The following is a 24,215-nucleotide window of genomic DNA, read 5'->3' on the forward strand; positions in this document are numbered from 1 at the left end:
AGGCGTCGATCAGGGGCGGTGGGGGGAGACTCAGTCAAAAAGGTTCAGGCATCATCTGTGTCGCCCGTCCGCCCTCACCCCTTCTCTTCCTGGACACCACCCCGTCACGCGGACTGGGCACGCTCCCGCTGTCCCGCTTGCTTCGCTCTTCATTTCCCCCCGTTCGCCCCGTTCCGCGTGGGCGCCACGCGGAAGGACGACGCGCGCTGTGTCCTCATTGCCGATAGTCCCCATAGCCCCGCCCGCATCCACGGTCCCGCTCCCTCCCCAGGACGCCACGGACCGCTCCCCCACCGCTGCCCGCCCCTCACGGTTCCCCAGCGCCCGGCACGCTCGCCGGGTGCTCTGTCTGCTGCCGCTCCTGCTCATCGGGATCTGGGCGGCGGACAACTGGCGCGTGCTGCACGACGGGGCCCGACAGCTCACCACCGCCGACCCCGGCTGGCTGGCGATCGGGGGCGCGTTCACCCTGCTGTGCTGGATCTCCGCCGCGTTCGCCCGGCAGGGGGCGATCCCGGAGCGGCTGCCGCCCGGTCTGCTGCTGGCCTCGCAGTTCGCCGCGGGCGCCGCGAACAACGTCCTGCCGGCCGGCCTGGGCGCCCACGCGGTCACCCTCCGCTTCCTGACGGGCCGAGGCATCCCACTGACCCGCGCCACGGCATCCCTCGCCCTGTACTCCCTGGTCAAACCGGTCGCGAAGCTCCTGGTGATCCTCGCGCTGCTGGCCACCTTTCCGACGTCCCTCGGCGCCACCGACCTCCTCCCGGACGGCGGAACCCTGCTGCCCATCGGCGTGGGCGTGGTCGCCGCAGTGGTCGCCGTGACACTGCTCCTGACCCTCGTACGTCCGCTGCGGCGCCCCCTGCTCGACGGTCTGCGCACCGCCCTGACCGACGCGCGACGGCTGCACACCCGGCCCGCCCGGGTCCTCGCGCTCTGGGGCGGCGCCGCGGGCTTCTCCCTGTGCCAGGCGGCGGTACTGGCCAGCGTCGGAGCCTCGCTCGGCCTGCCGATCCCCTGGCCGGACGTCCTCTTCGCCTACCTCGCCGCAAGCGCCGCGGTCGGCGCCGTACCCGCCCCGGCCGGAATCGGCCCGGTCGACGCGGCCCTGGTCTTCACACTGGCCGCCCTGGGCGCCCCCCTGTCCCTGGCCGCCGCAACGGTCGTCGGCTTCCGCGTCCTGACGGTCTGGCTGCCGCTGCTGCCGGGGGCGCTGGTGCTGTCGTTGTTGGTGCGGAACAAGGTGTTGTGAGGGGGCGGGGGGCTGTGGTGCACCCCGGTGGTGATGCGCCCGGTGCTGGGGCGCGCCTGGGTACGGTGGCACGCCCGGTGGCGTGACGCACGCGGTGGTGTGACGCGCCGAGGTGCTCCGACCCACCCGGTGCCGTGACCCACGCCGGTGCGATGACCGGCCAGGGAGGGCGAACCCACCCAGGTGCCGTGACCCACCCCGGTGCGGTGAAGCACCCCGGTGCCTAGGACCCGCCGAGGTGCTCTGACGCACCGGGTGCTGTGACTCACTCGGGTGTGGCGAAGCGCCCGGCGCCGTGACTCATCCAGGTGCCGTGACGTGCCCGGCGCGGTAACGCGCCAAGCCTCGTGGCGTACGCCGCTCTCAGTCCCTGCGGGCCACCAGGCGGTACGCGTTGGAGACGCCGAGGCGGTGGGAGAGTGGGCGGACGGCGAAGCGGTCCAGGAGGGTGGCCAGGATCAGGGGCGGGACGCCGGCCAGCAGCAGGAGGCCGCGTAGGGTGCGGCGCCAGGCGTTCGGGGGCTGGGGGAGCCACGGGAGGTTGTCGCGCGGGGCCGTGTTGTCCAGGGCCAGCCAGACTGCGGCGAGCAGGTCCACCGGGTCGTGCGGCTCCGCGTGCTGCTCCAGGACGACCGTGAAGCCCAGGTCGGTGAGGCGTTGCCGGAGGTTGTCGACGGGGACGAAGTGCAGGTGCTGGGGCTGGAGCCAGGGCAGCCACCAGCGGCCGAGGAGACGGGCGTACCGGCTGTCCGGGTCGGGGACCTCGATCACCACGTGGCCGCCGGGTCGGATCGCCTGCCGGGCGGCCTCCAGCTCCAGCGGGGGTTCCGTGCTGTGCTCCAGGTAGTGGAACATGCTGACGACGTCGTAACGGGCGGCCAGTTCGGGGGCCAGTTCCGTGAAGCTTCCCCGGTAGCCGCGCTCCACCCGACCCGCCCGCTCGGCGAGCTCCGCGCCGTCGGTGAAGTCGAGCCCGTCGAAGGTCGTACCGGTGTGGACGTTCCGGGCGGCCTCGCAGAAGTGGCCGTGGCCGGTGCCGACGTCGAGCCAGGTCTTCGGCGCGTCATCGAAGGGGAGCAGGGCGCGGGCCCGCTGCTCGTACATCTTCGTGCGGCCCGCGAAGGTGTTGCCGAGCTGCTTCTCGCCGAGTCCGTCGTAGAAGTCGCGGTAGTAGAACTCCAGCCCGGCGGCGCTGAGCCGGGGGTTCTGGAAGGTGTGCCGGCAGTCCTGGCAGCGGTCGAGCACGAACCGTCCGGGCTTGTGCTGGAGCAGGTCGGTGGTCCGAAGGCGCGTCTCCAGGCGGGCCGAGCCGCACCAGGGGCAGGTGGTGCGCGGGGGTTCGAAGAAGCGGTCGAGGCCGAACGCCAGGTCGGCCTGGTAGGTGGGCCGGAGGGCTGCGACCTGCTCCGCCTTGTCATCGCCCTTGCTCTTGCCCGTGCCGTCGGCCTTGCTCTTGCCCGTGCCGTCGGCCTTGGCGTCGGACTTGCCCTCGGTCTGTGGCTCGTGCTCGTCGTCGCTCATGCCGTCGTCTCCTTCATGCCGTCTCAGGCCGTCTTCTGGGCGGGCGCGCCGATGGCGAGTCGCTCAAGATGGGCGGCCGCCGTGGAGGCACCCCCGGCGGCCCGGAACGCGGTACGGATCCGGCCCGCGGCGAAGCGGTAACCGGGCTCGTGCAGTACGGCGTCGATCGCGGCGCCCAGTTTCGGCGCGGTGACCCGCCCGAACCGCACCCGGATGCCCGCCCCGGCCTCGACGACCTGACCGGCGACCACGGGCTGGTCGTCCCGGATGGGCGCGACGACGAGCGGCACCCCGTGCCAGAGCGCCTCGCACACGGTGTTGTGCCCGGCATGGCAGACGACGGCGTCGACCCGTTCGAGAAGCGGGAGTTGGGGGACGGAGGGCACGATCAGGACGCCCTTGTCCTCCCCGGCACTGTCGAGTGCTCCTGCCGGGTCGACGATGACCGTCTGCGTCCGGTCCGCCCGCTCGCGTGCGGCCGTCTGACACTCGCTCAGGAACCGTGCGCCGACATCGGTGTTGGCGGTGCCGAGGGTGACGAGGACCGTCGGGCGGGCGGGGTCGAGCCAGTCCCAGGGGAAGCCGGGCGGGGCGGGCCGGTCGGCGACGGACGGGCCGACGTAGCGGATCTGGTCGCCGATCCGAGCCTCCGGGCCGACGAACTCCGGTGTACTGAAGGCGAGTACGAGGTGCGGGGAGAACCGTGGATCGGCGGAACCGGGGCTCCCGATCCGTTCCCGGAGGCCGCCCAGCAGCTCGTTCAGCCACTCCTCGACCTTGGGCATGCCGGAGAGTACGTCGGTGAACTCGGCGGAGGTGGTGGCCGAGGTGGCCCAGGGCAGACCCAGCCGCTCGGCGACGAGGCCTCCGGCCAGGGCCTGTTGGTCGGCGACGACGACGTCCGGCCCGAACTCCCGCACGGCGGCGGCGACTCCGGGGGCCATCTCTTCGGCGAGCGGCGCGAGGAAGCGTTCCCAGAGGAACTTCAGCGCCTCGGGTCCCCGCAGGTCCGGCGGACGTACACCGTCCCCCGAGCCGGGGACGGGCCCCGCGCACGGGAAGACGGTGGCGTCCGCTCCGGCGAGCCTGCGCACCAGCTCCGGATCGGCGCACGCCCAGGCCGACTCGTGCCCGCGCGCGGCGAGTTCGGCGGCCACCCCGACGGCCGGGTTGATGTGCCCGACCAGCGGCGGCACGACGAACAGGAACCTGGAGCTGGAACGGCTCACCGCGCGTCCGCCCCCGCCAGCTCGACCGGAACGGGACCGGCGGAGCCATGGATGAGCGACAGGATGTGCCCGCCCACGGTCCCCGACGCCTCGACGAGCACGGAGTGTTCGTGTCCCGGCACGACGACGGTCCGGCAGTCGGGCAGCAGCGCCTCCAGCCAGGGCGCGTGCTCGGCGAGGTCGGAGTCACCCCCGTACAGACCAAGTACCGGACAGCGTACGGACGTTATCTCTGTCTCCGTCAGGACGCGGCTGGCCGGGATGTCCTGGGCGAGGGTCGTCTCGCGGGCCAGCCGGGCGGCGCCCTTGGCCAACCGGGCGGTGTTCTGGCTGCGGTTGGCGGTGATCCAGGCGATGGCGTCGGCCTCGTTGTGGGCGAGTTCGTGCATGACCCGGCCGAGGATGCCGTCGAGTTTGCCCGCCCAGGCGGGAGTTGCCGGTTCCGACTCGATGAGGGAGACGCTGGCGGCGCGCTCGGGGTGGCGGGCCGCGTAGCCGAACGCGACTGTCCCGCCGTAGGAGTTGCCGACGAGATGGACCGGGCCTGTCACCTCCAACCGGTCGAGGAGTGCCTCCAGGTCGTCGATGTTGTCGTCGAGGGTGTAGCCGGTCGCGGGGCGGGTGGAGCGGCCGTGGCCGCGCAGGTCGTACATGACGACGTCGATGCCGGAGGCGGCGAACGCCGGTGCCACGGTGAAGTAGTAGCTGGCCAGGCTGTCGGTGAGCAGGCCGTGCACGAGTACGGCGGTGGCGGTGACCGGCCGTTCGCCGCGCGGCCCGATGCGCTGGGCGTGCAGTCGCAGGCCGTCCCCGATGTCGACGATCGCCATGGTCAGCCCGCCTCCGCCGCTTTGAGACTGGCGACGACGTGCTCGACGAGCCGCCCGACGGTGAGTTCGATGATCTCGTCGAACTCCATCCCGGCCAGGAACTCGGCGAAGTTGACCCGGTTGCCGTACTTCTCCTCCAGCAGCCCGGCCAGGGTCACCAGGTCGATGCTCTCCAGCTCCAGGTCGCGGTTGAAGGTGGTGTCCATACGGATCTCGACGTCGTCGAGGCCGTACTCGTCGAGGAGGGTCGCGAGCATGCCCGCGATGTCGGCGAGCACGGCCTCCTCGTCGGCGGTCCCGATCTTCTGCCCGTTGAGGCTCATAGCTCCAACTCCCTTTCCTCTACTGCGTCTGCTGCCTCTGCTGCCTCTGCTGCTTCCGCTGTGGCTGATCCGGTCGTCCAGGCGACGACGTACTCCCTCTCCGGCAGTCCGGGGAGATTGCCGGTGCGCTCGTGGTGCACGGTGTAGGCGGGCGCGAGCCGCCCGGAGACCAGCAACCTGTCGGCGGCCGGCACCTCCCGTACGGCGAAATCCCTTGGCCTGCCCCCGAATCCGGTGCCCTCCGCCTTCGCGACCGCTTCCTTGGCGGCCCAGAACCGGGTGAACCAGAGCGCCTCGGACTCGCCGGTGGCGACGGACTGGGCGCGGAGGAGGGCGAGTTCGGCAGGGTTGAGGGCGGTGGTGAGGGTCGAGGCGTCGCGGTCGGCGACTTCCTCGATGTCGATACCGGGCCCGGTACTGGAGGCGCCGGGGACGGAATCGGTCCGGCGCGGCCGTACGATCGCCACCCCCGCCTCGGCCCGGTGGGCGAGCGAGATGTCGAGCGGGGGCAGGGTCCGACCGTGCACCCCGGTGACGTACGGCCGCCCGGAGGCGTCATTGTGCACGCGGATCTCGGCCGGGAACACGTCCCCTTCCCCCTCCCGCTCCCAGAGCCACCGCCGGACGGCGTCCTTGGCCGCGATCCGGCCGAGCAGCCACTGCCGACGACCCCGCGGCGCGTGCCGCTCGTACAGCGAACGCTCCTCGCCGCCGAGGGAGTTGCGCATGATGAGGTCGCGGGAGGCGAGGTCGGGCCAGCGCTCGTGGAGGAGTACCCAGGCACCCGGCCGACCCTCGGAGAGGGTGTTGCGCTCGGGGAAGCGTTCGACGGGCCGGGTCTGCGGATCGTTGTCGAAACGCCGGTCCTGCCAGCCGCTCAGCACGGCCCAGACCCGGCCGCCGACGGTGAGTTGAACGTCGGCTTCGAGGAAGGTGTCGGTGAGTGTCGTGATCCGTACGAAGCAGTCGACGTCGGTGCCGGGGGTGGGATGAGCCCCGTAGAACCGCATCTCCCGCATGCCCACCGGAAACACGACCGTCCGCGCGGTGCGAGTCGCCATGATCCAGTACCCGAGGATCTGCCCGACGTTGTCGAGAAGGGACCCGGGCGCGGGCGGGGTGGTGATGACTCCCCGTACGTGCGACTCACCCATCGCGGTCAGCTCGGTGACCCCCTGGAACGCCGGTCCGTGGAACATCCAGCGCTCGGAGTAGAGCTGGGCGGCGGTGTGGTCGGGGGCGCGTTCGCTGGAGGGGGCGATGGGCCAGGGGGTGGGCCGGGTCGCGGGGTCCGGATACGCCGGGGCGAGTTCGACGGTGGCTCGGGCTCGGGGGCCGAAGGAGACGGCACGGTGGGTGGGGGTGTCGGGGACGGGGGTGACTGTCACGTCCACGTCGAGGGGCGGGGTGGCGGTGAGCCACTGATCGAACCGGGCGTTGTGAACGGCGACGGCTATGGGCGGGGGCCCGGGTTCCGTCTGCTCCGCCGCTTCCGCTGTCTCCGCTGCTTCCATGATGCGCTGCACGATCGTCGTGGCCGGGACGACCGGCCAACGGTCGGCGACGTCCGGCCAGCCTGGACGCTGCGGGAAGAAGCAGTGGTCGAGGAGGTACGGCATGGTCTCCGGGGATACGTGGACCGTGGTGCGCCAGGAGGGTGGGGTGGGCTCGGTGGGTTGGGGTGGAGGGAGCGGTCGTCGGCCGGGGATGGTGGACCGGGGTTCCGGTCGTCCGCCGGGGGCGGTGGAACGGAGGTGCGGAGCCGGGGACAGGGGTGCGGGCGCGCGGAGGCCCTGAGCAGGGTGGGGCACGCCGGCCGGAGTGGCGGTGGGCGGTGCGGACAGCCCGGTCGGCGTGGCGAAAGCCTGTCGGAAAGCCCCGGTGGATGCGGGGCCAGCCGGGACAGCGGGGTCAGCCGGGCCCGGGGTTCCGACAGGGCCGACAGGGCCGACAGGGCCGACGGTCGAGGGGATCCCGGCGGTCGAGGGGATCCCAGTAGGCCCGGCGGCCCGGCCAGGCCCGGCGATCCCGGCAGGCCCGGCGAACCCGGGGATTCCGGCGGCTCCGGGGGTCCTGGCGGGGCCGACGGACCCAGCAGTCGCGGGGTTTCCGGCGGTCCCAGCGGGACCGCCGGTCGTGGGGATCCCAGGAGGGCCAGAGATCCCGGCGGGACCGCCGGTCGTGGGGATCCCAGGAGGGCCAGAGATCCCGGCAGGCCCGGCGATCCCACCGGACCAGACGGGCCCGCCAGAGCCGACGGGCCCTGTGGTCCTGGGAATCCCGGCGCTCCCGGAGTCCCCGGCAGGGCCGCCCAAGTACCGGGCGGCGCCGCCCGCGTAGTCCGCAGCGGCGCCAGGTCGGCGACCGGCCGCGCCGATCAGCTCGGCGGCGGTGTCCGCCGTCTCCCGCAGCAGGGCGCGGAGTTCGGCGGCGGCCGGGAAGCGATCCGCGAGGGCGTCCAGCGGTGATGTCGGTCCGACGGTGCCTGGGAGGCCGACAACACCGGGTGTTTCCGGGGCACCCAATACCTCTGCGCCACCCGTCTGTTGAGCCGACACGTGCGTCGAGGCGGCGTCCACCGGAGGCGTCAGCCCGCCCGTCCCCGGGAGGCTGTCAGTACTGGACGTCCCCGTGGCCCCCAAAGCTCCTGCGGAACGCGTCCATTGAGCCGACACCGGCGTCGAGGCGGTGTCCGACGGCGACGTCGGCCCGACGGTACCCGGGAGGCCGTCAGCACCGGACGACTCCGTGGCCCCCAAGGCTCCTGCGGAACGCGTCCGTTGAGCTGACACTGGCGTCGAGGCGGCATCCAACTGCGACGTCAGCCCGACCGTCCCCGGAAGGCCGGCAACACCGGACGACTCCGTGGCCCCCAATGCCCCTGCGGCACGCGCCCATTGAGCCGACACCGGCGACTGACCGGCGCCCTGCAGCGCGGCGGCAGCCGGAGCTCCCGTGGCCGAAGGCCCCGCCAAGCTCCGCCCCGGAGTCAGTTCCGCGCGCAGTCCGGCGAGCGTCCCCTCGTCGAGGGAGACGAGGGCGCCGCCCAGGTCCAGCCGGACCGGCGGTCGGGCTGACGATCGGACTGACGGCCGGTCCCCTCGCACGGGGCTTCCGGCGCCGGCCGGTTCCGTGGAGCGGTCGGAGGGACCGGCGACGTGGGGAGCGGCTGCGTTGCCGGTGGCCGGCCTCCTGGCGGGCGACGGCAGCGCCGGTGTCGTCGCCTGCCCCGTCACCCACAACGCCGTTGCCACGCGCCGGAGTTGCGCGAGGCCGTCGCGGTGCGGGGAGTTGGCGGCGACGACCAGATGATCGTGCCCGGACAGCGTGTCGCCGATGAGGGAGCCGAGCTGGCCGGTGCCGACCTGGATGAAGGTCCGGTGCCCGGCCGCGTACATCGCCTCGACCAGCTGCCGGAATCGCACCGGTTCCAGCAGATGCCGTACGAACAGCTCACGCACCGCCGATTCGCCCGACGGGAAGGGCGCCGCCGTCGTCCCCGACCAGACCGGAACCGTCGGCGGCCGGAGCCGGAAGCTGCTCGCGGCCTGCTCGATCGGGGCCAGATACGGCGCCAACATCGGTGTGTGGAAGCCCGATTGGAAGGGCAGCACCTGGCTCAGCACACCCCTCGCCCGGAACGCCCGTACGAACTCATCGACCGCCGCCTCCGGACCGCACACCATCGACTGGTTGGGCGCGTTGTCGTGCGAGAGCACGATTCCGGCGTCCGCCCAGCCCTCCTCGGCGAGTGCCGTGAGGACCCGTTCGGCGGGTGCGCCGATCGCCCCGAAGGCCAGCCCAGGCACGGTCACCGAGTCGGGGTCGAAGGTCGCCATGAAGGCGCCGACCTCGTCACCGTCGTACAGCCCGGCGGCCGCCATGGCCGTCCATTCGCCGACGCTGTGCCCGGCCACCGCGTCCGGCACGACGCCCATGCGGCGCAGCGCCCGGTCGAGCAGCAGCCCCACCCCGACGACCCCGAACCCGTGCCGGCCGACGTCCCCGACCTCGGCCCGTTCGTCACCGGCCGCCAGTACGCCGTCCAGGCCGAAATGCGCGGCGATGTCGTCGACGCGAGGGTCGAAGTCGCCCTCCAGGCCGGGGAAGACGAAGGCAAGCCCTCCCAACTCCCCTTCCCTGTCCGCTTCCCTGACCGCCCGTAGCGGCTCCGGGCGGAACCAGACATCGCTACGCCCGTGCCACGCCCGCCCCTTGGCGACCGCCCGGCGCGCCAGCGTGAGCCGCTTCGCGGTCGGGTCGACGATCCCGAGCCGGGTCCGCCCGGCCTGCGGATGCGTACGGGTGGCGTCGAGACCGGCGGCGAGTACGGCCGTGTCGTCCGCGTCGAGGAGGGCGGCGAGGCCCTCGGGGGACTCGGCGGCGAGCAGCAGGACACGCTCGGGCTCGACGACGGTCACCGAGGGCACGGGCGCCGATCGCACAGGGGTCGATGCCGTCGGCGCCGATAGCGCGGGAGTCGACGGCACGGAGGCCGATGCCATGTGCGCTGGCGCCCCAGCGGGTGACGGCACGGGCGCCGGCGCCCCAGCGGGCGATGACACGAGGGCCGATGGCCCGCGTACCGAAGACCCGGTCGCCGCCGCCGTCCTCCTCGCACGCGCCCCCGGCGCCTCCTCCAGCACCACATGCGCGTTGATCCCACCGAACCCGAACGCGTTCACCGCAGCCCGCCGCACCGGCTGCTCGGCCGTCGTCTCCCAGGGCGCCGCCCTGTCCAGCGGGCGGAAGCGGGTGGCCGCGAGGGCCGGGTTCGGGTCGTCGCAGTGGAGGGTGGGGAGGAGCATGCCGTGGTGGACGGCGAGGGCGGCCTTGACCAGGCCGGCCACCCCGGCGGCCGGCATGGTGTGCCCGATCATCGACTTCACGGAGCCGATCACCGCCGTGCCACCACTGCCAGCCACACCCTCCCCCGGCCCGAACACCTCGGCCAGCGTGGCCAGTTCGGCCGCGTCTCCGGCGGGGGTCGCCGTGCCGTGGGCTTCGAGGAGGCCCAGCGAGCCGGGCTCGGCGGGGTCGAGTCCGGCGGCGCGCCAGGCCTGGCGTACGGCGTGGGTCTGGCCGCCGGGGTCGGGGTTGACGAGCCCGGCGGCGCGGCCGTCGCTGGCCACGCCGGTGCCCCGGATGACGGCGTAGATCCTGTCTCCGTCGCGCTCGGCGTCCGCGAGGCGCTTGAGGACGACCACGCCGGTGCCCTCACCGATGAGGATGCCGTCGGCGCCCCGGTGGAAGGGGCGGATGCGCTGGCTGGGCGAGAGGGCGCGGAGCTGCGAGAACACGCTCCACAGGGTGATGTCGTGGCAGTGGTGGACTCCGCCGGCCAGCATCAAGTCGCAGCGGCCCGAGGCCAGTTCGTTCACCGCCTGGTCCACGGCCACCAGCGAGGAGGCACAGGCCGCGTCCACGGTGTACGCCGGTCCGCGCAGGTCGAGCCGGTTGGCGACGCGGGAGGCGGCGAGGTTGGGCACCAGCCCGATCGCCGACTCGGGGCTGTCCGGACCAAGGCGGTCCGTGAACGCCGTACGGACGCGGTCCAGTTGGGCGGGATCCAGGTCCGGCAGCAACTCCCCGAGCGTGCGGACGAGTTGACCCGCCGTACGGACCCGCTGGTCGAGCCGGACCAGGCCGGGGGTGAGATAGCCGCCCCGGCCGAGGATCACGCCGATCCGGTGCCGGTCGGGCAGCCAGCCGGTCAAGTCCCCGCGCTCCTCGCCTCCTTGCTGCGTGTCGGCGAGGGCGGCGGCGGACACGTTGAGGGCGATGAGCTGGTCCGGCTCGGTGCCGGACACGGAGTTCGGCATGATCCCGAACCGGGTGACCTCCACCTCCGCCAGCTCGTCCACGAACCCACCGCGCCGGCAGTACACCTGGTCGGCGACGGCACGGTCACCGGCGGAGTCCGGCCGGTAGTAGGCATCCGCGTCCCAACGCCCGTCCGGTACCTCGGTGATGGCGTCCGTACCGGCGAGCAGGTTCCGCCAGTAGGCGTCGAGGTCGGCGGCGCCGGGCAGCAGCACCGACATGCCCACGATGGCCACGGGCGTCGACGTACCGTCCGCCGGCCGCGTTTGACGTTCCGTCATGTCGGTTACCAGCCCGACGAGGTGTAGACGACGGCGCCCGCCGACTCCTCGCCCCAGGCCAGTTCACGGAGCAGCGCGGCCGTGCCCTCCTCGGGGTCGATGAGCCTGACCCCGCGCCGGGCGTACTCGCGCCCGAGTTCGGGGGTCACCATGCCGGTGTGGCCGCCGGTCGGCGCCCATGGCCCCCAGTGCACGGTCAGGGCCCGCTGTCCGCTGCGGGCCGCCCAGGCGGCGCCGAGGCTCTGGAGGGCGTCGTTGGCGGCGGCGTAGTCGACCTGGCCCCGGTTGCCGAGGACGGCGGAGATGCTGCCGAACAGGACGGCGAAGGAAGGGCTGTTGGGGAGTTGTTCCAGTGCGGCGAGCAGGGTTTCGGCGCCGTTGGTCTTCGTCCCGTACACGCGCTGGAAGGACTCGGCGGTCTTCTCGGCGATGAGCCGGTCCTCGATCACCCCGGCCGCGTAGACGACCCCGTCGAGGCGGCCGTGTTCGGCGTGGATCTCCTTGACGGCCTGGAGCGCCGCGTCCTGTTCGCGGAAGTCGACGGAGTGGTAGCGGGCCTGGCTGCCGAGGGCCTGGAGTTCTTCGAGGGTGGCGGTGATCTCCCGCTGGGCGAGCAGGAGTTCGGCCTCGCGGTTGATCTCGGCGGGCTTCAGTCCGCCCCGGGCAGCGAGCACCGCGCGCAGTTCGGCCTGCGTACCGGCGGCTGCCGTGGCCGCGTCCTCCGGGCCCTCCGGCGCGGGGGTGCGGCCGAGCAGTTCGATCCGGCAGCGGGAGGCGGAGGCCAGCGCGGCGGCGAACTTCGCGGTGATGCCCCGCGCCCCGCCGACCAGCAGCACCACGCTGTCGCGGTCCAGTCCGACGGCGGCGGCCTCGGCGGCACCCTCCCCGGCGGGTCCGGCGCCGGTGGTGCCGAGGGCGCCCAGCGGGGTCTCGACCAGCTCAAGTCCGTGCCGTCCGGCGGCAGTTCGCAGGACGACCGGGGTCCGGTCGGAGGCGAGCAGCTCGGCGAGCAGGGCCTCGGCGACGGCACCCGCACCTGCCTCTCCCGCCCCGAGGTCGATGATCCGCGCGTCCGTCTCCGGGTACTCCCGGGCGACCGTCCGGAAGAGCCCGTGCAGCCCGGCAGACCTCAACTCGCCCTCGTGCGCAGCGCCTTCCCCGGCCACCCGCACCGCGAACAGCCAGCGCGGGCCCAGCCCCAGGGCCGCCTTGAACACCGGAAACGCCTCGGGCAGCACCGGCGGCCGTGAGGCGGCCAGCGGGTCGAGATACAGCACCCCGTCGACCGGCCCGTCCGCCTCGGTCAGCAGGTGCTCCGCGCCGAGGGCCACCGCGTCGGCGCCATGCCCGACGAGCCGCGCCACGACCTCCCGGGCCACCGCACCCCCGTCGTCGTCACCGAGAACCACGAACCGCTTACCGCCGAGTACGGCGGAGAAATCGACCTCTCCGTCCTGCTGCTCCAGCAGCACAGGCCGCAACTGGAACCGCTTCGGCGCCTCACCGACGACCTCAGGCGACGCGTCGGCCACCGGCTCCTCGGCCTCCTGGGCTTCGGCTCCCGGCCCGGTGAGCCGCGCCGCCAGCCACCCGGTGACCGAGGCCGCCGTACGAGCCTTGGCAAGGTCCTCCAGTTCGGCATCGTCGAGCGCGGTGATGTCACCGCCGCCCCCGACCCCGAGCCGCTGCGCCAACTCGCCCGCGATCTCGGCCCGCTTGATCGAGTCGATACCGAGATCCGCCTCCAGATCGAGATCCGGCTCGATCATGTCCACGGGATATCCGGTGCGCTCACTGATGATCTCCAGCACCACACCCAACACATCCGCCTCCGAGAACCCCACGGCGGCAGAAACAGGAGCGGCAGCAAGAATGGGCGCAGTCACGGCCGTTGTGGTGAGCCGCGCCGCGAGCCACGCCGTCACCGCAGCCGCCGTACGAGCCTTGGCGAGGTCCTCCAACTCGGCATCACCGAGCGAGGTAATGCCCGCACCCGCACCCGCACCCCCAACCCCAACCCCGAGCCGCTGCGCCAACTCACCAGCAATCTCGGCCCGCTTGATCGAGTCGATACTGAGATCCGCCTCCAGATCGAGATCCGGCTCGATCATGTCCACCGGATACCCCGTGCGCTCACTGATGATCTCCAGCACCACACCCAACACATCCGCCTCCGAGAACCCCACGGCGGCGGGGGCCGGAACGGGAGCGGGTACGGCGTACAGCGCGGGCGGATACGTGGGCGCGGGTACCGGGACCGTTTGCACAGGCACGGGCTCCGGTGCCACCGCCGGGCCGGGTATCCACTGCCCGGGCGCCGCGCCGAAGTACGTGAGGAGTACGTCCCGTTGGGCGGCGACCATCTCGCGGCTGGTGCGGAGGAACTCGGAGATCAGCGCGTCCCTGCCGTCGGCCCCGGGGATCCCGCCCTGGTGATTCGCGGTCACTGTCGTCGTCTCCAGTACGCGTCGGGCCGGTGCGAGGGCACCGGGGAGGAGGTCGCCGGCGGCGGTGCGGACCAGGTGGCCGTCGACCGTCCAGCCGGGCCGCTTGGGCGCCTTGGTCCGGGTCGCGTCGACGGCGTCGCGCCCGTGGAACAGCCAGCCGGTGCGCACCGGCAGCCCCGCGACGGCCAGTTGGGCCAGCGCGTCCAGCCAGCCGCGCAGTCCGCTCTCGGGCCGCGGTTCGCAGGCGACCGTGCGGTGCGGGCGGTCGCCGAGGATCTGGCCGACCAGCCGGGTCAGTACGGAACCGGGTCCGGCCTCGACGAAGATCCGGGCGCCCGCCTCGTACATGGCCTCGATCTGGGCGACGAAACCGACGGGGGCGCCGATCTGGGCGGCGAGTTCGGCGCGTACCGCGTCGGCGTCGGTGCCGTACGGGGTGGCCGTGCGGTTGGACCAGACCGTGAACTCGGGTGCGTGGACGGGCTGCCCCGCCAGTGCCGTCGCGAAGCGCTCCCCCGCCCCGGCGACCAGCGGGCTGTGGAAGGCACAGGCGACGGGGATGCGCTTTGCGCCGAGCCCGGCGGCACGCAGCAGCCGTACAGCTGCCTCGACCGCCTCCGTCGGGCCCGAAATCACCGTCTGCTTCGGCGAGTTGTGGTTGGCGACGACGACCGAGGCGGGCGCGTCGGCGGCGCGCAGGGCCGCCACGACCTCCTCGGCGCCCGCCGACACCGCCGCCATGGTGCCCGGGTCGTCGCCGTTGGCCTCGTCGGCGGCGGAGAGGATCGCGGTCGCTCGCTCCGCGCTCAGCGCGAGGAGGGCCTCCGGGTCGAGGGCGCCGGCCGCGCTGAGGGCGACGAGTTCGCCGTAGCTGTGTCCGGCGGCCATGTCCGGGCGTACGCCTGCCGTGGTGAGCAGGGCGTGTGCGGCGAGGCCCGCGATGCCCAGGGCAGGCTGGGCGACCCGGGTGTCGGTGAGGGCGGTGTGCTGGTGGTCGCGGGTGGTGTCGTCGAAGGCGGTGGGCGGGTAGAGGGCGTCGGCGTGGTCGCGGCCGAGCTCCAGGTAGTACTGGAGTTCCGGCAGGGCGACGAACACGTCGGCGAGCATCCCGGTCCGCTGGCTGCCCTGTCCGGGGAAGAGGAAGGCGACCTGGCCGGAGGCCTCCGCCGGGGCCTGGGCGGCGAGATGGATGCCCGCGCGCGGGTCGTGCTCCCCTGCCAGTGCCCGCCGCAGCTGCCCGACGAGCCCCTCCGTGTCCGTCGCCACGACCGCCACCTGTACGGGGTCGTGCCGGGCGTCGGAGCGGCGGGAGGCGGCGAGTGCGAGGTCCCGGAGCCGCCAGGCGGACTGCTCGTCCTCCGCCGCCTTCAGTACGTCCTCGATGGCGCGCCGGGCTCCCGCCGGGTCGGCCGCCCGGAACATGAACAGCTCGGCCGGCCAGGCGTCGAGCGCGTGCACGGGCGGGGCGGAGTCCGCGTACGCCTCAAGCACCACATGGAAGTTGGTGCCGCCGAAGCCGAACGCGCTGAGCCCCGCGACCCGTTCCGCCGCCGGAGCCGCCCAGGGCCGCGCCTGGTCGTGGAAGGCGAACGGGCTGCTGCCCTCCTCCCAGGCGGAGTTGGGCTTGCTGACGTGCAGGGTGGGCGGCTTGACCCCGGTGTGCAGGGCAAGGACGGTCTTGATGAGCCCGGCGAGACCGGCGGCGCACTTGGTGTGCCCGATCTGCGACTTCACCGAACCGAGGGCGACTGCGCCCGACTTGGCGCCCGCCTCGCTGAACACCTCACTCAGGATGGTGAGTTCGGTACGGTCACCGACCACGGTCCCGGTGCCGTGCGCCTCGACGAGCCCGACCTCGGCGGGCGAGACACCCGCGTTGCGGTACGCCCGCTGCAGCGCGGCCCGCTGCCCTTCGGGCCGGGGAGCCGTCAGCCCGAGCGAACGCCCGTCGCTGGAACTGCCGACGCCCTTGATGACGCCGTAGATCCGGTCGCCGTCGCGCTCGGCGTCGGCCAGCCGCTTGAGGACGACACACGCGACGCCCTCCCCCAGCGCGATCCCGTCCGCCGAGCTGTCGAAGGCGCGCGAACGCCCGGTCGGGGACAGTGCGTGCACGGAGGAGAAGAGCACGTAGTCGTTGATGCCGTTGTGCAGATCGGCGCCGCCGCACAGCACGACATCGCTGGTCCCGCCCACCAGCTCCTTGCAGGCCACGTCGACGGCGGCCAGGGACGAGGCACAGGCCGCGTCGACCGTGTAGTTGGCGCCGCCGAGGTCGAGCCGGTTGGCGATCCGCCCGGAGATGACGTTGGCGAGCATGCCCGGGAAGGAGTCCTCGGTCAGCTTCGGCAGCTGGTCCACGAGTCCGTCCGGCACCTTGCCGTAGTACGACGGCAGTACGGCTCTCAGCGTGCCCGCGTTGGACAGGTCGCTGCCCGCCTCCGCGCCGAAGACGACCGAGGTGCGCGAGCGGTCGAACTCCCGCCCCCGCTCGCCGTATCCGGCGTGGGCGAGGGCCCGCCGGGCGGCTTCGAGGGCCAGCAGCTGGACGGGCTCGATGCTGCCGAGCGAGGTGGGCGGAATGCCGTACGACAGCGGGTCGAAGGGGATGCGGGGCAGGAAACCGCCCCACTTGGACGGCGTCACGCCACCGTCCCCGTCCGTCGCCGAGTAGTGCACGGCGGGGTCCCAGCGGTCGACCGGTACCTCGCCCACCGCGTCATGGCCGCCGAGGACGTTCGCCCAGAAGGCGGCGAGGTCGGGGGCGTCCGGGAACATGCAGGCCATGCCGACGACAGCGACATCGAGGGGCGCGGGGGCCTCGGCCTCTTCAGGAGGACGCACCCCGAGCCGCTCCCGCAGCTCCGCCGCCTGTCCGGTGAGGAAGTCGGCGGCGCCGTCCGCCACGGAGTGGTGCAGCGCGTCGACGGTCGTGGTCGCCGAACGCAGTACGGCCACCTCCCCGGCCATGAACATGCCCTCGGCGAGCTGCCGTTGCTCGTCCACGGCCGCCAACTCGCCCTCGGCGTCCCGCTCGATGCCCTTGCTCGCGATCCGGAGCCGCCCGACGTTGAGCCGTTCCAGCTGCTCCCAGATCTGTCGCTCGGGCACCCCGTTCGCCCTCAACTCCGCCTCGAACTCGCGGTAGTTGTCGCTGAACGGGCTGGGCACGCAGCGGGTGGCGTGACCGGGCGCCGTCTCAAGGAGCGCGGTGGCGGTCGCCTCGACGACCTGCTGCTGGAAGAGCGGCTGAACCGCTCCGCAGGACACGGCCTCCTCGGTGAACAGGTAGGCGGTGCCCATCAGCACGCCGACGGCCGCACCGCGCGCGGTCAGCGGGGCGGCGAGTGCGGCGACCATCGCGGCGGACCGCTCGTCATGGACGCCACCCGCGAAGAACACCTCGACCTGCTCGGCGGCATCCTCCCCGGCTGCCGCCGACCAGTCCTCGATGACGGCGAGTTGGGCCTCCCAGAGCGGAAAGCTGCCGCGCGGTCCGACATGCCCGCCGCACTCGGACCCCTCGAACACGAACCGGCGGGCCCCGGCCTCCAGGAACTGCTTCAGCAGCCCCGGCGACGGCACATGCAGGAAGGTGGCGATCCCGGCCCGCTCCAGCGCCTCGGCCTGGGCGGGCCGGCCGCCCGCGATGATCGCGTGCGTGGGCCGCAGCTCCCGTACGGCTTCGAGCTGGGCGTTGCGCATCTCCTCGGGCGCGAACCCGAGGACGCCGACACCCCAGGGCAGGCCGTCGGCGACGGCTTCCCGGGTCTCGGCCAGCATGGTCCGGGTCTGCTCGCCGCTGGCGAGGGCCAGCGCGACGAACGGCAGCGCGCCGCCCCCGGCGACGGCCGCGGCGAAGCGTGCCTGGTCGCTGACGCGGGTCATCGGCCCCTGGGCGACGGGGAGTTGAGTGCCGAGCGCCCGGCTCATCGGGGAACCGGTGCGCAGCGCACGTACGGGCTCGTCACCTCGTACGACGTCGTGGACGGCGTCGGTGAGGGCGCGGACCGTGCGGGCGGTGTCGGTCCAGCGGTCGGCGAAGCGGGCGGCGAGGAAGCCGTCCTGGCCGACCGGGAGGAGCTGGGTGCGCGGGTCCTGGGCGCCGAGCAGCGCCGCGACCGCCGCCGGATCGCCTGCCGGGAGGGGCGGGGCGTCGGGGCCGCGCCGGTGCAGTACGCGGTGACCAGCCACGACGACGGTCTCGGAGCCGTCCATCGAGCGCAGCGCGGCGGCCGTGGCCTCCGGCAGCGAGGACTCGGCGAGGAGGGCGAGTTGGCTGTCGAGCACGACGCCCGCCGCTCCCCCGGCCACGGCGGCGGCCGCCGTACGGGGGCCGATGCCGCCGCGGGCCCAGACGGGGAGGTCGATGCCGGGTTCGGCGAGGAGGCGTTGCAGCAGGACGAAGGTGCTCAGCTCGCCGATCCGGCCGCCGCCGTCGCTGCCCCGGGCGATCAGCCCGTGCGCGCCCGCGCGGACGGCCGCGAGGGCCTCCGCCAGGTCGGTGACCTCCACAAGGACACGGTGGTGGGCGGCGATCGCATCGGCGATCCACGGCCCGTCCGGGACATCGGGGGCGAGGATCACGGTCTCGGGGCCGCCGTCGCCCGCGAGTTCGGCCGGCGCGAGTCGGCAGTGGGGGCCGATCCGTACGCCGTACCGGAATCCGGAGCCGGGGGCCGCGAGGCGGCGTATTCGTGCCAGGGCGTCTCTGGCTCTGCGGTCACCGAGGCCCAGGTCGAGTACTCCCAACCCGCCGGCCCGGCTGACGGCGGCGGCGAGCCGGGCGTCCGGCTCACCGAAGGGGGTCACTCCGATGATCAGTTCAGAGGCGCGCACGGGAGACGTCATGATTCTCCGAAATATTCGGTGAAACTGCACAGTGGGGGTTTTGTGTGACGCGGAAGCACTTCACCTCAGGGGGAAACAACGGGAAGTTAGCGCCGACATTACTCACGAGTCAACATGGCGTGGAACGATCCGCATGCGGCCGATTCCATTCGGCCAGCATCAATCGGCCACCCCAAGTCCCGAAAAACCATCCAATTCCAATCGGTTACGACGTCACCGCAGACCCGACGTCACACCTCTTGACGTCAGGGTGCTGTCAGATACACGGTTGAATTCACTTCTGCCTCACGCCTCGGAAACACGATCGGCGGGCGAAGTAAACCTTGTAAATTCTTCATGTACTTATCCGGCATTCCACCCCTCCTTCTCGGACAAGAAGCAGGACACGCCAGAACGAGCCGACCTCCCCGGCGGAAACCCGGGGAGGTCGGCTCGTTACGAGGGTCGAGCGGTCGTCAGGCCTTGGCCTCCGACACCTCGGGAGTGACGGCCTCCGACACCGGGGCGGCGGCCTCCACCGGGCGGACCGGAATGAGGAAGGCGACGACCGCCGCCGCGAGGCCGACACCGCAGCCGATCACTGGACGGCCGAGGAGGTCGCGGACTTCGCGGCCCAGCTGAGCCGGCTCAACCGTGATGTGGAGCGGCTGGACGGGCGGCCGTGGCCGCGCGACCAGTAGGCGCCGGCCGCAAGGAGTGAACGGCGTTCACGATTGAAACGTGAACTATTCCGGTATGAAGCACCCCTGGCATGGGCAGAGTTGAGGTGCGCCGACCGTCCCGCGCCGCACTCCGGGAGGCAGCCTCATCATGCGCCCCAAGCCGGACATCCCCTACTCCGACCGGGTTTTCGTCCGGCGGGTCGTCGTCACCGGCCTGGGAGCCATCACCCCGCTCGGCGTCGGAGTCCCCGAGCTCTGGCGCGGCCTCCTCGAAGGCCGGTGCGGGATAAGGGAGTTGACCGGCGAGGAGTTCACCGGCCTGCCGGTCCGCGCGGCGGGCACGGTCCCCGTGGACCCGGCCGCCCTGCTCCCCCGTCCCCAGGCCCGCCGGATGAACCGGGCCGCGCAGTTCGGCGTACTGGCGGCGCGGGAGGCCTGGCGGGACGCGGGCTTCGACGGTTCGGGTACGGAGGCGAGCGGGCTGTCCCCCGACCGGGTGGGCGTCTCGGTGGGCGCGATCCTGGGCGACGCGTCGATCCTGGTCGGCGGCGACCGCCGGCTGCGCGACAAGGGCCCCCGGGCGGTCTCGCCGCTCACCACCCCCATGACGGTGCCGTCGCAGGCGGCGTCCCAGATCTCCCTGGCCCTGCGCATCACGGGCGAGGCCCGCACGGTGACCAGCGCCTGCGCGTCGGGCACGGAGGCGATCGGCCAGGCGATCGACCGCATCCGGTACGGCCATGTCGACATCGCCCTCGCGGGCGGCGCCGAGGCCGTGGTCACCCCGGCGATCATGGCGTCGTTCGCCGCGATGCGCGCCCTGTCGACGCGTCCCGCCGGGGAGTCGCCGTCCCGTCCCTTCGCCAAGGACCGGGACGGGTTCGTGAATGGGGAGGGTGCGGGTTTCCTGCTGCTGGAGTCCGAGGAGCACGCACGGGCGAGGGGTGCGCGTGTCTACTGCGAGGCGGCCGGCTGGGGTCTGTCGGCCGACGCCCACCACATGGCGGCGCCTGACCCGTCCGGTACCGGGGTGGCCCTGGCCCTGCACCGCGCCCTGCGGGACGCGGGCGGCGGCCCCGCCGACGTGATCCACGTCAACGCCCACGCCACGGCCACGGTCGACGGCGACCTGGCGGAGGCGAACGCGCTACGGGCGGTGCTGGGTGGCGCTCCGGTCCCTGTCACGGCCCTGAAGGGGCACCTCGGGCACCTTCAGGGTGCCGCGGGCGGGGTGGAGGCGGTGGCCACGGTCCTGACGCTGCACCACGGCACGATTCCGCCGACGATCGGGTGTGCGGAGGGTGGGCAGGACGAGGGGATCGACTTGGACGTGGTGTGGGGTGCTCCACGTCCGCTGCCCGGGCATGGGGATCTGGCGCTCAGTAATTCGTTCGGGTTCGGGGGACACAATGCAGTACTGGCGCTGCGGCGGGTGTAGTTCCGCAGGGCGCGTGGTTGGTTGGCTGCGGGCCGGTGGGGGCTGGTCGCGCAGTTCCCCGCGCCCCTGTCGGGGCGCTGTCACGCCGGACGCTTGCGGGTGGCCGTCTTCTTGGCGGTGGCCTTCTTGGCCGTGGCCTTCTTGGCAGTGCTGGTCGACTTCTTGGCGGCGGCCTTCTTCGCCGTTGAGGTCGACTTCTTGCCGGCCTCGGCCTTGGGGGTTGCCTTGGATGCCGTACGACGTCCCCGCAGGGGCTTGACCTCCCCCTCTGCTTCCTCGACGGCTTCGTCGCGTGATTCCTTGGCCTCGCGGACGCTCTTCTCCAGGGCGGCCATCAGGTCGAGCACCTTGCCGCCGCCGGTCGGTGCCGGGACCTGCGGAGCCTCCTCGCCGGAGGCCTTCGCGGCGATGAGTTCCTCGACGGCTTCGCGGTAGTCGTCGTGGAGGTCGGCGAGGTCGACCTCGCCGAGCGTGGCCATGAGGGCGTCGGCGAGATCCAGTTCCTGGTCCCGTACGGTGACGCTCGCGTCCGGCGCGACGCCCTCCGTGGCCCGGATCTCGTCGGGCCAGAGCAGTCCGTGCATGGCGATGACGTCGTCGACGACCCGCAGCATGCCGAGCCGTTCCCGCCCCCGGAGCGCGAACTTGGCGATGGCGACCTTCTGGCTGCGCTTCAGCGCCTCGCGCAGCAGGGTGTAGGGCTTGGCGGCCGGGACGCCGTTCGCGGAGAGGTAGTAGGCGGTGTCCATCTGCAGCGGGTCAATGCGATCACTCGGCACGAAGGCGACGATCTCGATCGTCTTGGCGGTGGGCAGGGGCAGCGACCCCAGATCCTCGTCGGTGATCGGGATCATCGCCCCGTCGGCACCCTCGTACGCCTTGCCGATCTCATCACTGCCGACCTCACGGTCCTCCAGCTCGCAGAACTTGCGGTACCGGATGCGCCCGCCGTCGTCGACGTGAACCTGCCGGAAGGAGATCGCGTGGCTCTCGGTGGCGTTCACGAGCTTGATCGGGATGCTGACCAGCCCGAAGGAGATGGCGCCGTTCCATATGGATCGCACGAGAGCAGCCTTTCTCCGAAGGTTGTTTTGCCCCACTTTCATGGGATTCTCATCGTATGACGCCGATCACGGAGGTGGAGGGGCGAAGGGTGGCCCTCTCCAACCTGGAGAAGGTGATCCACCCGGCGACCGGCTTCACCAAGGGTGAGCTGCTCCACTACTACGCGACCACGGCGGACGCCCTCCTCCCCCACCTCCACGACCGCCCGCTCTCCTTCCTCCGCTATCCGGACGGCCCCGACGGCCAGACCTTCTTCGCCAAGAACGTGCCGCCGGGTACGCCCGACTGGGTTACGACGGCGGAGGTCCCGCGCTCGGAGGGCCCGGCGCGGATGGTCCTGATCCAGGACCTGCCCAGCCTGATCTGGGCGGCGAACCTGGTGACGGAGTTCCACACCCCGCAGTGGCTGATCGACGCCCCCGGCGAGGCCGACCGCCTGGTCCTGGATCTGGACCCCGGGCACCCGGCGACGATCGTGGAGTGCTGCGAGGTCGCACTGTGGCTCCGGGAGCGGCTGGCGGCGGACGGCGTGGAGACGTACGCGAAGACGTCCGGCTCGAAGGGCCTGCACGTACTGGCGGCCCTGTCGGATCGGACCCCCTCCAGGGAGGTCACGGCATACGCGAAGGACCTGGCGGTCGAGGCGGAACGCACCCTCCCCCACCTGGTCGTCCACCGCATGACCCGCAGCCTGCGCCCGGGAAAGGTCTTCGTCGACTACAGCCAGAACGCGGCCCGAAAGACAACGGCGACCCCGTACACCCTGAGGGCGGGCACGGAGCCGACGGTGTCGACGCCGGTGACGTGGGAGGAGACGGCGGGGTGCACCGACCCGACCCAACTCACGTTCCGGGCACAGGACATCGCGGCCCGGCTCCAGACACACGGCGACCTGCTGGCACCGCTACTGGCTCGCTGAGCTGCACGTTCACCCCCGCCCCACGCCACAGCGCCAAGCTGTGACACCAGTAGGCGCCACATATTCCTTATGTATGGCACCACACATGTGCCATTATGGCGTCATCGATGGCACGCCCCTCCGTCTCGCGGACGGCAGGAGCGCGTTTGGCGGAGTAGGTCTCAGGGGGTCGGTCATGGAGACAGCAGAAAGTCGGCGACAGGGGACACCACCCGGCGCCGTCAACGCCTTCGCCCGTTTCGTGCTCTGCGGCGGCGGCGTGGGGTTAGCCTCCAGCTTCGCCGTAGCGGGACTCGCCTCCTGGATGCCCTGGGCTCTGGCCAACGCGTTCGTCACCGTGGCGTCCACGCTTCTCGCCACCGAGTTGCACGCCCGTTTCACCTTCGGTGCGGGTGGGTGCGCGACCTGGCGCCAGCATGTGCAGTCAGCCGGGTCGGCGGCGGGCGCGTATGCGGTGACCTGTGTGGCGATGGTGGTGCTGCAGCAGTTGGTGGCGGCGCCGGGTGCGGTGCTCGAACAGGTCGTCTACCTGTCCGCCTCCGCGCTCGCCGGTATCGCGCGGTTCGCGGTGCTCCGCCTCGTCGTCTTCGCACGGAACCGCTCGCAGGACACGGTCCGCGCCACCCGTCCGGTGCACGCGGCCGTGGCCGACCCCGCGACGCTCTGCCACGCCGCCTGACCGCTCCGCCCGGCGGTCAGCCCCCCTACTTGCTTACACCCGCCCCCAAGTCCCCCGGTCCCGCGCCACCGCGTGCAGCGCCTCCACATCCGCCGGCTTGAGTACGCCGCCCAGGCGTGCCAGCCCCGACAGATCCGTGTCCTGGAGGACCCTGACCTCCCGCAGCGGCACCGTCACCGTCAGGTCGGCCGGGCCCGCCAGGGCCAGGACCGGGTGGACCTCGGCCGTCAGGGCGTACGAGGCCCGGTCGGCGTCCGAGCGCACCCGGCGGAGGAGAGGGCGCGGGTCGCGGCGGCCCAGCGACACCATCGGGTCGGCCACATGGACCCGCTGTTTGCGGGCGTACAGGGTGTACACGGCGAACAGGCCGCCCGGACCGATCACCAGGTGGTGGATCCGGTCGCCCCCCGGTAACGGGAGCGAGTGCAGGGTGTGCCAGCCCGCGCCCTCCAGCGCCTCCAGGGCCTCGCCCACCGCCTGTTCCGCCGCCAGCGCCCGGCGTCGGGGGTCAGGGCGGAGCCGGTGGGACGGGCCCGGGTCACGGTCCAGGGCGATCTGGAGGGCTTCGCCTGGACGGTTCGGGGCCAGGTCGTCGTCGGGGTGGAGGGACAGGCGTGCCAGCTCCGCCGGAGTCGGGACCGGAGGCGGTCCCACCGTCACCGGGCCCGTCAGGAACGGGCCCAGGGCTTCCAGTACGTCCCCTCTGAGATCCTCGCTCAGCAGGTTGACCCGGGACGACTCACGGTCGTACCAGGCGATGTTCCGTCCGTCCGTCATGCACACGTACAGCCGCTCATGTCCCTGGCGCCAGGCCGGTACGACGCGCAGTCCGCTCATCCGCCATCACCCCATTCCCCGCATGACCATGGGAACAGGCGGGGTGCTGCCGGGGCAA

General features: G+C 72.6%; 13 protein-coding genes. 4 read left to right on the top strand and 9 right to left on the bottom strand.

All coding sequences use genetic code 11. The features are described 5' to 3' along the window. Positions 1-340: 340 nt before the first annotated feature. Positions 341-1,252, top strand: coding sequence for a lysylphosphatidylglycerol synthase transmembrane domain-containing protein (locus tag LUX31_RS12580; RefSeq protein WP_443045951.1), 912 nt, complete (start codon positions 341-343; stop codon positions 1,250-1,252). Between the two features lie 363 nt (positions 1,253-1,615). Here LUX31_RS12580 and LUX31_RS12585 read toward each other — a convergent pair whose 3' ends face one another. The 7 genes from LUX31_RS12585 to LUX31_RS37460 form a co-directional block, all read right to left on the bottom strand. Then, a complete protein-coding gene (locus LUX31_RS12585; protein WP_235474864.1) occupies positions 1,616-2,773 on the bottom strand; it encodes a class I SAM-dependent methyltransferase in 1,158 nt (385 codons plus the stop codon). Positions 2,774-2,796: 23 nt separating this feature from the next. After that, positions 2,797-4,002, bottom strand: coding sequence for a glycosyltransferase (locus LUX31_RS12590; RefSeq protein WP_235474865.1), 1,206 nt, complete (start codon positions 4,000-4,002; stop codon positions 2,797-2,799). Further along, positions 3,999-4,832, bottom strand: a complete 834-nt coding sequence (locus LUX31_RS12595; RefSeq protein ID WP_235474866.1) for an alpha/beta fold hydrolase — start codon at positions 4,830-4,832, stop codon at positions 3,999-4,001. Before LUX31_RS12595 ends, LUX31_RS12590 begins: the two co-directional genes overlap by 4 nt. Before the next feature lie 2 nt (positions 4,833-4,834). After that, positions 4,835-5,155, bottom strand: coding sequence for an acyl carrier protein (locus LUX31_RS12600; RefSeq protein WP_235474867.1), 321 nt, complete (start codon positions 5,153-5,155; stop codon positions 4,835-4,837). Further along, the gene (locus tag LUX31_RS12605; RefSeq protein WP_235474868.1) at positions 5,152-11,259 is read right to left on the bottom strand and encodes a type I polyketide synthase; all 6,108 of its coding nucleotides are present in this window, start codon (positions 11,257-11,259) and stop codon (positions 5,152-5,154) included. Before LUX31_RS12605 ends, LUX31_RS12600 begins: the two co-directional genes overlap by 4 nt. 5 nt (positions 11,260-11,264) lie before the next feature. Next, entirely contained in the window at positions 11,265-18,557 is a 7,293-nt protein-coding gene (locus tag LUX31_RS12610; RefSeq protein ID WP_235474869.1) for a type I polyketide synthase, read from the bottom strand. A 455-nt stretch (positions 18,558-19,012) separates the two neighbouring features. After that, complete coding sequence (locus tag LUX31_RS37460; RefSeq protein WP_268828145.1) at positions 19,013-19,138, bottom strand: hypothetical protein; 126 nt, start codon at positions 19,136-19,138, stop codon at positions 19,013-19,015. 229 nt (positions 19,139-19,367) lie between these two features. Here LUX31_RS37460 and LUX31_RS12615 point away from each other — a divergent pair, with 229 nt between their 5' ends. After that, positions 19,368-20,657, top strand: coding sequence for a beta-ketoacyl-[acyl-carrier-protein] synthase family protein (locus tag LUX31_RS12615; RefSeq protein WP_235474870.1), 1,290 nt, complete (start codon positions 19,368-19,370; stop codon positions 20,655-20,657). 80 nt (positions 20,658-20,737) lie between these two features. Here the strand turns inward: LUX31_RS12615 and ku are convergent, their stop codons facing one another. Further along, the gene (gene ku / locus LUX31_RS12620) at positions 20,738-21,721 is read right to left on the bottom strand and encodes a non-homologous end joining protein Ku (RefSeq protein ID WP_443045952.1); all 984 of its coding nucleotides are present in this window, start codon (positions 21,719-21,721) and stop codon (positions 20,738-20,740) included. Positions 21,722-21,777: 56 nt separating this feature from the next. Between ku and ligD the strand changes: the two genes are divergently transcribed. Both ligD and LUX31_RS12630 read left to right on the top strand, forming a co-directional pair. Continuing rightward, complete coding sequence (gene ligD, locus LUX31_RS12625; RefSeq protein WP_235474872.1) at positions 21,778-22,641, top strand: non-homologous end-joining DNA ligase; 864 nt, start codon at positions 21,778-21,780, stop codon at positions 22,639-22,641. A gap of 175 nt (positions 22,642-22,816) precedes the next feature. Beyond that, a complete protein-coding gene (locus LUX31_RS12630; protein WP_235474873.1) occupies positions 22,817-23,320 on the top strand; it encodes a hypothetical protein in 504 nt (167 codons plus the stop codon). Positions 23,321-23,353: 33 nt separating this feature from the next. Here LUX31_RS12630 and LUX31_RS12635 read toward each other — a convergent pair whose 3' ends face one another. Continuing rightward, positions 23,354-24,157 carry a nuclease-related domain-containing protein gene (locus LUX31_RS12635; RefSeq protein ID WP_235474874.1) on the bottom strand — a complete coding sequence of 268 codons (804 nt, stop codon included), beginning with the start codon at positions 24,155-24,157 and terminating at the stop codon, positions 23,354-23,356. Positions 24,158-24,215 lie beyond the last annotated feature (58 nt).

It is taken from the genome of Streptomyces sp. GQFP (assembly GCF_021545335.1).
Taxonomy (GTDB): Bacteria; Actinomycetota; Actinomycetes; order Streptomycetales; family Streptomycetaceae; genus Streptomyces.